The sequence below is a fragment of the uncultured Maribacter sp. genome, from assembly GCF_947495965.1.
In the GTDB taxonomy this organism is placed as follows: domain Bacteria; phylum Bacteroidota; class Bacteroidia; order Flavobacteriales; family Flavobacteriaceae; genus Maribacter_B.
On record NZ_CANMBB010000010.1, the window covers coordinates 55,181 to 67,201 of the forward strand.

A 12,021-nucleotide genomic window follows, 5' to 3' on the forward strand; every position below is an offset into this window, starting at 1 on the left:
TGAAGTGGCAAAGATAGTAGAATATCTTGTTTTTGGTTAAATAGATACACCCGTACAAACCTAAGAAAATAAAAATCTCCGATTATTGAGGAAATTGCGAATAGTATTATAAAAAGATTTCTAATTGAAAGTCACTCACCTTAAATTCATTGTTAGGAACTATAACATCCTTTAAATCTCCAAAATCGCAACAACTGCCATCTGGCTCTGTAAAATCATAGCTATAAGGAATCTCTAATTCATCCACTATTAGGGTATGCATACCATGATTACTATTAGATGCGGGAATCCAAATATTACCGTTATGAAGGCTAAAAGGAACTATTTCTTCTTCTGCGTTAAGCACCTGTATATCTTCTTCTGTATATACCTTTTCTATAATCCAATTCGCCTCAGAATCTTTGCTTATCAACTCTATACTATACCCCATTTCTAGACAGGATACAGTGGAACAATCTTCTTTAGAAGCATCCCCAATATTACAGTTTATTAAAAATAAAGAAACCAGAATTAAAATCCATTTTGCTTTCATCATAGTATTTTTCCTATAAATGTTTTATAAAACTCTTTAGAAAAAGATGCTACTAGTTTAAAATGGTTGCTTTACAATACGTGTTTCTTAATTACTCTTCTTTTAATTTTTTAAAAACCAATATATGCAAGAAAATTATGGTTGCTGGTGCAAAAGCAGGAATCCAACTAAAAGGGAAAGTCCCAAATTGCTCTACTGCTTCTGTAGTATTCCGAACAGCTTCGTTCGTTAAGACTACAGCTGTTACTAGTACTAAGATTATATCTATTAGTCCTATAATATTCCATATATAGGTTACTAGTTTTGCAAATGAATATCCTTTTTTTAATGCTATTACAACTGGAAAAACTAAGATAGCCGTAATAATATCTCCTGCGCCTCCTATAAATGCAAATTCTTTAGGTATTGCATTATAAAAATAAACTAAAAAGAAAAAGACTCCTACGAATCTAAAAATATGGATAAAAACTAACTGCTCTAATTTAATATTTTTTAAAACTATAGCAAACCATTTAGTTCTTTGCACATACCCTACGTAAAACAAAAAAAGTGGTATAACAGTCGCTATAAATATTCTTGGCGGTAACACATTTTTTGTAAAAAAGCCTGTTAATGATACCATACCTACTATTATAAGATAAAGTATATAAAACACAGTAATCTTTTTTCTTACCAAATAACTCGTATTATAATTACCGTTTTCATAAGCAGATTTTACTGCTTTGTTTATTAAAAAAACAGGTATAGTACTAAAGCTAATTATAAAAAGTATTGACAACCAAATAGGCACTTGTGTTATTGCTACATCCATCTTTTTTTTTACAAAGATGTAGAACTACAAACAATTATAAATTGCCCTATGGCAATTCTTGAATTTCTTTTCTAATTCTACTTAAAGAAAACTTAGTGATACCCAAGTAAGATGCAATAATGTGTAAGGGAACTTTTTCTATAATTTCTGGGTTCTTTTTTTCTAAATTAAGATAACGTTCTTGCGCTGTTTCTTTATAAAGAGAAATCATTTTTTGGTTTATAAAAGTATAGTTTAAAGTTAAAAGCATTCTGCCCCACTCTCTAAACTCTGGTATGGTATGAAAACAATGTTGCACGTTATCATAGCTAATACTATAAAGAGTACAGTCTGTTAGTAGTTCGTAATTTTCTTCGCTTGGTTTTTGCTCAAAAAAAGATAAATAATCATTTAAAAAATCTGGAGCAGAAAAAAACCTAGTTGTAACTTCATTCCCTTTTAAATCTATGATATAACATCTTATTATCCCCGATTCTAAAAAATAAGAGTGTTTGCTGGTCTTCCCTTCTTGTATAAGAATTGTTTCTTTTGGGAAAGATTTTTTTATAAAATAAGAAGAGATTAAGTCAGCCTTTTCGTCTGACATTGTTTTTATATTTTTTAAGTAGTCTTGAAGCTTCATTTTACCACCCTTAAGTATATAACCTCTCGTATAAATTTCATACCCTAATCTAACTTTTTATACACCTCAATATTTTTAAAAATAGTATCGTTTCTTGTATACGTATTTACTTGCTTATAGGTTTTTCCGTTATGTTCTATAGGAATAACATAGGTATTAACATCACTCTTCATAGAGGTAGACATAGATGTTAATACTTCTGTAATAGTATCATTTTTAAAAGTATAGGTTCCAAACCCATGCCATTCCGATGCATCTGGTGCTGGGTCTGTGTTCCAAATTACAAAACCATTTAAATATATTTTATGCTGTACTTTATTGGTATTGGTAATAAGCGTATCTGCGTTTGCTACCTGATAAAAATGGCTTAATTTCCAAACCCCATCCATCGTATTTTTAGCATTAGAGCTTTTTGTATTCATTTTGGGAGCACAAGAACTATACAGTAACCCAAGTATACATAGGTTTGCAAAAACAATTTTTTTAAAGGCTCTTTTTTTCATAACGCTATGTATTTTAAGCCTGTAAATTACGCCATTAAAAAGGAATAAAAGCTATCTATCTTAAATCATTTTTGGTAAAGTCCCCTTGGTTAAAAACCGCATCTTTATTTCCAATTTTAATTCCCCCTAGAAATATAGCAGCTCGTGGCACATAATTCCGTATAAATTAGGGCTTTTACTTTGCGTAACCTTACTCCTTTTCTATAGTAAAGGAGACAGTTAAACCTACACTAAAATTTCTTGGCAATTTTTCAACTCAAAAAATAGCTCTGGAATGTTTTCCTTTATCTCCTAGTACTTTTACAAATAATTCAGAAGCTCCATTCACTATAATTGGAGAATCATCCCAATCTTCTCCTGATTGAAAATAAGCATCTATATGATTTAGCCCAACAATTTTATTGAATCCTATTTTCTTATCTACTTGTGCTAAAACATTCAATGCGCATAGTTCCATTGCGTTATACCCATCTTCCGTTGAAATTTCATTTCCCAAACGCCCCTGGTATTTAAATTCGCCATTTAAAATAGGAAATTGAATAGCAATGTATGCTATATTTTCTCGGATATTTACCGATTCATAACTTCCGCCTGGAGTAGATGTCTCTGGCAATTTCAATCCTAGTTTTGCTAAATTTTCTTTTGGACTCATTCGTATTTCTATTACATATAATCCCAGATATAAGGATCTATAAACTTTCCACAAGAAAAGAAATAAATAACACCAAAACACCTAGGTTTTGGCAAATTTATTAACAGAATAAATTTAAGAAGAAAACCTTTATTTTAGTTTTTCACGACTTGATTGGAGTATATTATATTCCACAATAATTAGTATTCCAATTACTACAAATTCAAGTATAAAGTACATCCATCCTAATTCCGTTAGTTTATTGGAGTGTAAAACTATGCATGCCATGGACACCAACAAATAAATACTATTACACCCTATTATTATCTTTAGAAAAGGTTTCCAATTTAAATTAATAAGTTGATAACAACTTATTGAATAGATAAACAAGCAAAAAGCTACTCCAGAAAGTGTATATAAAACCTTGCTTGGCATTCCAAAGTATTTTTCCAGTTGTGCTAAGATTCCGAATAACAAAATAGCGGTTAGTAATGCTCCTAATGCATCTATTAAAAAAATCTTTTTAGGATTAGCCTTAAGTTTATTTAGAAATTTCATTCCGCCATTTTTTGTATGCAAACTTTTCCTATCTGGTTAATTTTAGGAGTGTTGTATTATTTAATCCACAAAAACTCTCGTTCACAAGCTATATAAGATTGGTAATAGTTTATTTTAAAATCATCATGGGTATATTTTAATCTCCAATCTATAGCGCCAAAATAAACAAAAGAAACCAGTATAGACCAGGCCATAATTAACCAACCAAATACAGGAATAATCTTTTGTGCTAATTTTCCTTTTATTTTATGTAAGCATACAACTAGTATAAAAATAAAGAGTGTCCATAAAACCAAATTACCTAAAAAACCGAATAGATAAATTTCTCCAGACATAGAAAAAATCCAACTTGTGTTAGTTTCTTGAACAAACGGAAAACCATAAAATTCTGGTCCATGTTCTGGATAATCGCATACATATTTAAAAGTGAAAAATTCATCTGTAATACACCCAAGTGCTGTTATTATAGAGAATATAATTTTTTTCATTTATGTAGTAATTTCTAAGCTTTTACCAAAGATAATTGGTAAAAACAATACGTACACCCCTGTTTAAGGGGAAATTAACTAGTACTAACTGGGACACTTTTTGTTATAAAAATCTACAATATCATACACCTCTCTTCTGTGTATTTCTTTACTATTAATTTTATCGATTAAAATAGGACAGCTCTTAAAGAACAAAAAATGTTTCTTTTTTAATTTAGGTCCTAATCTTGTGATTTTGTTTTCTACCATAAGGAAATAAATAGTTGCTGATCCACCACCCATTGTCATTCCCCCGCCTGCATAACCAGCGGGAATCGTATGTCCTGGATTATAAATTTCTGTACTGTATAAAGTAATTTTTCCTGTAATATGTTCCTTTACAATTCTTGGAGGAAAATCAATAGAGGTTTTTATATAGATATAATTTTCTCCTTTGGTATGGAAGCCTGTAATATGATTATAATCGTAAGCTGTAGGTTTATCATCCCTATTAGACTTAAATTTTATGCCTCCCAAAGGCCTCACTTTTATTAAACCTTTTAATTCTGTGGAGTCTTTTAAAAAAACTGTTCCATCATGATATTGCGCATGCATTAAAAAACAGGCTAATAAAGCTAAAAAAGTAAGTTTCGTTTTCATATTTTTTAATCGATTTAATTTTCTTTTAAGTATCTCTCTTTACTTACAAAGTACATCCATGTACTCTTTACGACACGAGAGCATGATGCAAGTGCTAGTAGAGGTCTTGCAACTATTTATTTATCTTTATTCTTTTCCTTTTCTTTTTCCTCAATGCGTTCTATTATGACATCAATAACTTTTTCTTTAGCCTTAGCAGTAATTAGATAATGTTCCTTTTTTACAGCTAATGACTTTTCTTCATCCATTTCTATAAAACCTAATTCCATTAGTTTGGGTATTCTTTTTGCTATAAATTGATAAGACAAATCAGTTAATTCTCCCAGTTTTTTGGTCGGTAATGAAACTGGTGAAAATTGCTTTAAAGCTAATAATATTCTAAACTCATCAAAATCTACTTGAAGTAAAGAAGTTCTTTCAATGTTTTTGATTTTTTCGATTAATTCTTTATTTGAAACAGTAGTTTCACACTTATTTAAAGCACCTTCTTTCATACATGTAGGACAATTCATATCATAAACTTCAAATTGCTTTTTTAGTTCAAAATCAAATTCGTGTCCTAATGAACATTTTAATACTTGAGTTGAATTGAAGTGCTCTCTTATTAAGTGATTTAAACTAAAACGAGAATCGCTATAATATTTTCTATGTTCGGAATCTTTAGGTCTTCCATAGTTTAAATTATTTTTTCTACATAAACCATAATCTAAAGCAAACAAAGTTGAAGAGATGTTACTCTTATCTTTTATTTTATTATAGGTGCTCAAATATCCATTTAATTCCAAGTTATTTAACAAATTTGAAAATTCATCATTTACAACAAAATGACTTGTTGGTTGGTCAGGAACATTAAATATTTTAGCTCTAGACTTAGCTATATTAAGTTTATTGAATTTTTGCTTATCAACAATTTTGTTCAATAAGTTCGTTTGATTAGCAATATTAATTTTGTCTTCAAATGGTCTTGTTATATAAGGGTTTGACTCAAAATAACTTTCTGTTATTTCCTCATAATATCTTTGAGCAGCATTACCAATTGCGGCTTTTGTGATTTTAGCATTATGAATTAAATGAGATTCGTAACAATATGAAAGAATATATCCTAATTTTCTAGGAATATTCATTGATACATCAAAGAGAACTTCATGTAATTCTGTTTTTTTAACATCAAAATATTCATAGAAATTTGAATTAGTAAAAAACAATTTAGACCTATTTTCTATAAGACGTCTATTGTAATCTAAAGCTAATTCTTCCATACGGGAAATGGATTTATAAATATTGTAGGCTTCAAAAAAGTCTAAGTGAATAAAATCAATTTTGGAAATATCAATTTTACCTAAATATAAACGTCCTCTATATGATGCTATCTTAAATTTGACAAAATTTTCTGACAAGTTATTTAAAGGTGCAATAAACCAATCAACAAATATTTTCTGAGCTTCTAGGTCAATTTCCGAAAAATCATCAAGATATAAGTAGAGATGTCGTAATCCAATGATTTCTTTTATTTTTAAAAAATTATCAATTAATAAACTTTTTATATCGAGGAAATTTAAAAAAATAGAATTAAACTCATTTCTTACTTTTTGTTCCTTTCCTGATTTTACTCCTCCATTAAGTTTTGGTGTTTTACTTAATTCAATATCTAAATTTTTTTCACTTGTATTGATAAATTCTAGTTCTTTACCAATGTTTGTAAAAAGCCCTATATCAATTTTTTTAAAAACTGCGTCTAATTCATTTTCAATATTATTCAGTTCGATCTGAATGGATTGTATTTTATCATAATCTAAACCAAAAGCCCTTTCGTAGAGGTTAAATTTCAAATGTTTTTCTATTCTTTTTTTTATCTCTAGAATTATTTCTTTAATGAAATTTTTGTATAATAAATATTTGGTTAATTCATCTTTAGAAATATAAGTTTCATTTTCATATTTTAGAATTGGAGTTGCTCTATCGTAAATGGTTTTAACATCTAAATATAAAGGCAAAACACTTGAATGATTGATTTGCTCAATCATTGATTTCTGAAAAATAGTTGACTTTCCAGTTCCTTTTCGACCAATTAGAATAGTTGTGTTACTTAAATTGACTTTATCTTTTACTGCGCTGTTTGGAAATAGGTCAGTATAAAAATCATTAATTAAATTTTCTCCACCTTCATTTATAAGTTCCGCTTTTTGATTTAATTTAAGTGACTCCGAAAATCGTGAAAATTCTTTTATATCTATCATTCTTGTTTTTTCTAGGTGTTGTGATAATTATTGCCAACTAAGATACATAAGCCACTCCCCCACCAGAAAACAACCCCTATCTTTTATTTACAGTAAAAATCTTAATAAAAAAGTAATCTAAAAAACAGAAAAGCGTAATGCCGCTACATACTTATTAACTAAAAAAGTTAAAAACTACGGTAAGCATATAAAAAATATGTTTTTTGAGGGTAAAACCATCATTTTAAGAGGTTTTTAGGCGTATAGGTTAAAGCTATTTTTTCTACAAAAAAGGAAATTACTGGAAGGGTTGGGTAAGAATAAAAAAAGCTACAATATCCTTTTTTATTTTCTAAGCTTTTTTTGCACTAAAATTTCAACATACTTATAAGTTAAATACGATGAGCTAATAATTACTGCAAATAATAGTACCAACCAAAAAATTCTATAGGATACCCCAAGTATAATCTCTGGGTTTTTAGGTATAAAATAAACATCTAACCACATAACCCATAGGTATATCCAAAATAAATGTATTAAATATATAGAGTAAGATATATTACCTAGAAATAGTAATGGTTTAGAATTTAATAGTTTAAACGGCAAACCTTTATTAAGAGAAGCGCAAAGAATAAAAGCTGCAAAAAACGGTATTACAATTACGTCATATACATTAAAATGCATTACAGCTAAAGAACACAGTACCATTTTATAAAACAACCAATCTTTACTCCATATTGTTTCTTTATTCTTTAGCGCTTTATATGCTTGGTAAACGCCAATACCAATTGTAAAACCAAATACACAACGAAGAGTTCCTAAGCCATAAAATTCATCGAGTTTAAATTTTGGATTTTGACTGGTAATAAAAACAAAGCCCGCTAAAGCTAATAGTACAGAAATAACACTCCTTATATTTTTTCCTTTATTTAGTAAAGGAATAAGTGCTATAGCAAAAATATAGGTCCACCATTCTGCAGCAATAGACCATGACCCAACATTCCAAACAGGGCGGTCAATAATACCTGTGGTTTGTAAAAAGAATAGATGAATAAAAAAATCTGGGGAGGTTCTTGTCCATTGCCATTTTACTTCTGCATACTCTGGGAATAAGCTAAATAGCACTATAGTTTGCAGTAAAAAAAGTACCATTATAAAAACATGTAAAGGGTAAAGCCGTGTAAATCTTGCCCATAAATATTTTTTTATAACTGTTCTTGTTCGGTTTTCTAATTTCTTACCGTACACATGGCAAATTACAAACCCACTTAGTATAAAAAAAAAGTCTACCCATAAATATCCGTTTGCTATAATAGAGGAATATTTTGTATTTATTAACCTAGGAAAGCCACGTAACATTAACCAAATATCATAATGAAATAGCACAACTAACAACGACGCAATTCCTCTTAATGGCGTAAGAGAACAAATGTAATTCACAGATTTTTGCTCCATATTTTAGTTGGTATATGCAGGTAATTAAAATACCGTATAACGCTACTCTGTAAATTAATGGATTAAAAATGAAAAAAATGTTGAACTAATTCAACTAGAAAAATTGATTTTGATTTTTAAGATTTGGGTAAAAGCCACAAGACTATTATGTTGGAGATTGTTTTACTATTTTTTTGATTTATTGATAAAGGACACACCTTGGGGGTTTTAACTTATTTAGTCGCATATACACAAGCATTTGCCCTCTGTGGTGTGTTATATGGTCTGCAAGTAATAATAGAATTTGTCTTTTAGTTCTATTGGCTCCAAAATAATCTAACCTTTGTTCCAGTTTATTTACATCAAATTTTGATATAAATTCTATGTTTTTATCAAAATTTTTGGCTACCGCAGCAATCATTTCCTTTTTAGATTTTGTAGCAACTTTTAGTTCTGTATCCGTATTCCAATCTCTTGCTTTACGTTCTCCCATTAAAGATTGGCTATGCCAATCCATTGCCCAAGCAATATGCATTAAATTTTCTGCAAAACTCATAGATTCTGGCGTAGCTTTAAAAGTATATTTGTCTTCTGGCATTGTTTCGGCCACCAGAATTAAGTATTCCTTAGATTTTTCTAAGCGCTCTAAATATTCTTTAATAAATACATTTTGTTGCGCTAAAAGAGGTGTAGCAAATACCGAGGATACTAGTAGTACTGTTACTGTTATTAGTTTATGCATCGTAGTAGCTATTTTTATTTAAATATAGCCCTATCTAAGCTTATTTTGTAATTTCTTAATAAAGAATAATCTCCAAAAGTTTAAGGATTAAAACTTATGCGTAAACTGGAGACCACCATAATAAAAAAGTTGCACCCAATATATAAGCTGAAAGGGTAACGAAATAAAAAAATGCTTCCACACTATTTCTTGTTTTTGGAGTAATACCATACCAGCCACAAGCGCTACTAATTGTAGAACACAAAAAATAGGAAACAAAACTGCTTCCTGTTCCTTTAAAGTAAATGGAGAACAAATAGTAACACCTATAAAAAGTAATACCATAATTGCAGAAGGCCATAAAATAGCAACATTTACATTAAAAACATATTTTACAAGTACCCCAACTATAAGCAACGGCAGCACAAAATAAATTATATTTAAAAAGACTGTATCCATACTAAAGAAGCTATATTAAGTTAAAAAGTTCATTTGTGTTTTTACATCTTTTGTAAAAACAATATTGCTTTACAAATCTCCAAAGAATATAAACTAAACACTACCCTGTTTATGGGGAAAACCTATTACTTATGCTCCTAATGCAGTTATAAAGAAAATAACGGTTACATATAACCAAAAGATACTAAATACCACATGTACGGTAGTTTCAAAGGTTTTGCCTTTCCAAAGTTTTGGAGAGTAGCCTACAAACTGAATAATTAGGCGCAATAACCAAAAAATACCTAAGCCTAAGGCTATTTTTTTACCTAAGGAAGTTTCTACTATTTCTGCGGCAGATGACACACAGAGTAGCCCCATAAGAAATACGGTTACTGCAATAAAAAGTGTATGTATTTCCATCATTTGTTTGTTTACAAGACTCAAGGAACGTAACTCTTTTTTCCAATGAAAGTATTTTGGAAAAACAACATGTACCAATGCCAAAGCCATACATAAAACTCCAATAATTTTTAAATGAATTTGCATACTACTTTTTTAAGAACTACAACAAAAGATAGACATAAATGGGGTAAACTTGGTTTCTTTAAAAGTAGCAAAACCTGCTTCTTTAAAAGCCTTTTTCCATGTTTTTCGTGAAAAAAAGTGGGTAAAACCAATAGAAAAGGCTAAAAAGTTGGGAATATCTCGTAAATGCTCTACGGTAATAATTTTACCGTTTGGAGCACATATTCTTTTACATTCTTTTAAAAACAGCACCTTTTCTGCATGCGACCTAATTTCATGAACGGCAGAAAGAAGAAATACTATAGCAACAGAATTATCTTCTAAAGGTATATAGTTGGTTTGTATTTTTTGGGTGTTTGGGTACACTAAACTTACTTTACGCGCTCTTACTATAGCAGGCTCTGTATGTTGTTTGGCATTATAAAAATCGAACACTTGAATATTGGCTTTTGGGAAATGACTTTCTAGGATAAAACTAGTCTCATCAAAACCTGCATTTATATTTACTATTTGTTGCGGATTTTCTTTTTTTAATCCTAATTCTTCTACCCACGCAAAATCATAATAACCAGAAAAATCATATACATAGGCAGATACTAACAACGGCATTAAAAAGCCATAAAGAAATACCCCAAGAATTATCCCTGTGATTACTGTTGGAATTTTAAAAATAATTAATGCTACTATAAGTATTACCAACACCAACAACCCAATTACATAAAAATGCCTATTAAAGCTTAGAATATTTAATACCCCTTGAAACTTTTTTCTTTTTTTTACCATGCTTCTATTCTGCCTTTTTTCCAGTAGTAAGGAATGTCTTTAATTTCAAAAACATTTGCTAATACTGCATTTTCTAATTGCTGGTCTTTTAAGAATTTAAAATTAAAATCTATAGCTTCTACCGCTTGTGGTTTCCAGTTTTGACGCACACCTTCTATGATTAAAACTTCTTTTTTTTCTTTAGAATACGTAAAAGTAAACGGTAACGGGCCTGCATATCTGCGTGCTTCTTTAAAATCTTTAAAAGGGGAATGTTTAGGTAGAGGTACTTCTGCCCTATTATTCTTCTTTACGGTTACCAAAAAGTCTGATTTTAGAGAAGAAATGCTACTGGTAGTTGCTGTTTCTTCTTGTTTAATATCTGTAGTAGTGTATTGGTAATGGGTAAATATATTTCCCATGAATTCCATTTTCTTGGTATCGGTCTCGGACTTTAAAATATAGAGTCCTCGCAAATTTTTGCCTTCTTTAGTGGTGTACCGTACAAAAACACGATACCCAATTAAAAAAAAGTTATTCCCCATAAATTTAGGAAAACCCTTAGGGCGCAAATCTTGGGTTTGCACCATAGCAACTGCTACAAAGGCATATTTGTCTTGAAAAGTGTCTAAGGTTAAACACTCTGGTATCTTATCTTGTAGTTGTTCTTTAGGTACTGCAAAAGTAAACACCAAAGAACTTTTAAAATGTGCTTCTACAGCAAAAGGGTGGTCTTTGAGTGTCCTAAACATAGTTTTGCTAATTTTCTTGTTTTCGTAAATGAAATTCATTTACATAAATAAGCACGATAAATAAAAATGCAAAAAGGGAGTTATATTTTCCCCACAACAATAAATCTGGTACTAAAAAGTATTCTAGAATATTCATGCTGCTAATTATAACTATTTGCATTATAGCATTTATACGTGTTTTTATTCTAGAAAATACCCAAATACTCATAGCAATCTCTGCCACACCAATAGCCACTGTAAAAAAAGAACCATATTCTTCTCCTAAAATGCGACTTACAATTTCTTGGTGTCTTGGTACTTGGTTTAAGACTTTACAGTAGAGCCCATTTACCAACCAAACCATTCCAATTATATAGGTTATTATTTTAGATAGCATTAGCACAAGG

16 protein-coding genes are annotated in these 12,021 nt (G+C 29.8%); all 16 read right to left on the bottom strand.

The features are described from left to right. Positions 1 to 106: 106 nt before the first annotated feature. Entirely contained in the window at positions 107 to 535 is a 429-nt protein-coding gene (locus Q0820_RS15600; protein ID WP_298489001.1) for a hypothetical protein, read from the bottom strand. Between the two features lie 88 nt (positions 536 to 623). Then, a complete protein-coding gene (locus Q0820_RS15605) occupies positions 624 to 1,343 on the bottom strand; it encodes a hypothetical protein (protein WP_298489003.1) in 720 nt (239 codons plus the stop codon). A 46-nt stretch (positions 1,344 to 1,389) separates the two neighbouring features. Beyond that, positions 1,390 to 1,929: a Crp/Fnr family transcriptional regulator gene (locus tag Q0820_RS15610; protein ID WP_298489005.1), complete on the bottom strand. Its 540-nt coding sequence runs from the start codon at positions 1,927 to 1,929 to the stop codon at positions 1,390 to 1,392. Between the two features lie 80 nt (positions 1,930 to 2,009). Further along, positions 2,010 to 2,468 carry a hypothetical protein gene (locus Q0820_RS15615; protein WP_298489007.1) on the bottom strand — a complete coding sequence of 153 codons (459 nt, stop codon included), beginning with the start codon at positions 2,466 to 2,468 and terminating at the stop codon, positions 2,010 to 2,012. A 256-nt stretch (positions 2,469 to 2,724) separates the two neighbouring features. Next, the gene (locus Q0820_RS15620) at positions 2,725 to 3,120 is read right to left on the bottom strand and encodes a RidA family protein (RefSeq protein WP_298489009.1); all 396 of its coding nucleotides are present in this window, start codon (positions 3,118 to 3,120) and stop codon (positions 2,725 to 2,727) included. 129 nt (positions 3,121 to 3,249) lie between these two features. After that, the gene (locus Q0820_RS15625) at positions 3,250 to 3,657 is read right to left on the bottom strand and encodes a hypothetical protein (protein ID WP_298489011.1); all 408 of its coding nucleotides are present in this window, start codon (positions 3,655 to 3,657) and stop codon (positions 3,250 to 3,252) included. 56 nt (positions 3,658 to 3,713) lie between these two features. Further along, positions 3,714 to 4,145, bottom strand: a complete 432-nt coding sequence (locus tag Q0820_RS15630; RefSeq protein WP_298489013.1) for a hypothetical protein — start codon at positions 4,143 to 4,145, stop codon at positions 3,714 to 3,716. A gap of 84 nt (positions 4,146 to 4,229) precedes the next feature. Continuing rightward, positions 4,230 to 4,784, bottom strand: coding sequence for a hypothetical protein (locus Q0820_RS15635; protein ID WP_298489015.1), 555 nt, complete (start codon positions 4,782 to 4,784; stop codon positions 4,230 to 4,232). Between the two features lie 116 nt (positions 4,785 to 4,900). Beyond that, on the bottom strand, positions 4,901 to 7,021 hold the full coding sequence (locus tag Q0820_RS15640; RefSeq protein WP_298489016.1) for a hypothetical protein: 2,121 nt from the start codon (positions 7,019 to 7,021) through the stop codon (positions 4,901 to 4,903). Positions 7,022 to 7,345: 324 nt separating this feature from the next. Continuing rightward, positions 7,346 to 8,455: an acyltransferase gene (locus tag Q0820_RS15645; RefSeq protein WP_298489017.1), complete on the bottom strand. Its 1,110-nt coding sequence runs from the start codon at positions 8,453 to 8,455 to the stop codon at positions 7,346 to 7,348. Between the two features lie 178 nt (positions 8,456 to 8,633). After that, complete coding sequence (locus Q0820_RS15650) at positions 8,634 to 9,176, bottom strand: DinB family protein (protein WP_298489019.1); 543 nt, start codon at positions 9,174 to 9,176, stop codon at positions 8,634 to 8,636. A gap of 87 nt (positions 9,177 to 9,263) precedes the next feature. Further along, entirely contained in the window at positions 9,264 to 9,614 is a 351-nt protein-coding gene (locus tag Q0820_RS15655) for a hypothetical protein (protein ID WP_298489021.1), read from the bottom strand. A 129-nt stretch (positions 9,615 to 9,743) separates the two neighbouring features. Beyond that, entirely contained in the window at positions 9,744 to 10,142 is a 399-nt protein-coding gene (locus Q0820_RS15660; protein WP_298489023.1) for a hypothetical protein, read from the bottom strand. 9 nt (positions 10,143 to 10,151) lie between these two features. Beyond that, positions 10,152 to 10,904 (bottom strand): methyltransferase domain-containing protein, encoded by a 753-nt coding sequence (locus Q0820_RS15665; RefSeq protein WP_298489025.1) that lies wholly within the window; start codon positions 10,902 to 10,904, stop codon positions 10,152 to 10,154. Beyond that, positions 10,898 to 11,635 carry a DUF2071 domain-containing protein gene (locus Q0820_RS15670; RefSeq protein WP_298489027.1) on the bottom strand — a complete coding sequence of 246 codons (738 nt, stop codon included), beginning with the start codon at positions 11,633 to 11,635 and terminating at the stop codon, positions 10,898 to 10,900. The genes Q0820_RS15665 and Q0820_RS15670 overlap by 7 nt, the downstream gene beginning before the upstream one ends. 7 nt (positions 11,636 to 11,642) lie before the next feature. Further along, entirely contained in the window at positions 11,643 to 12,011 is a 369-nt protein-coding gene (locus tag Q0820_RS15675) for a DoxX-like family protein (protein WP_298489029.1), read from the bottom strand. Between the last annotated feature and the right edge of the window lie 10 nt (positions 12,012 to 12,021).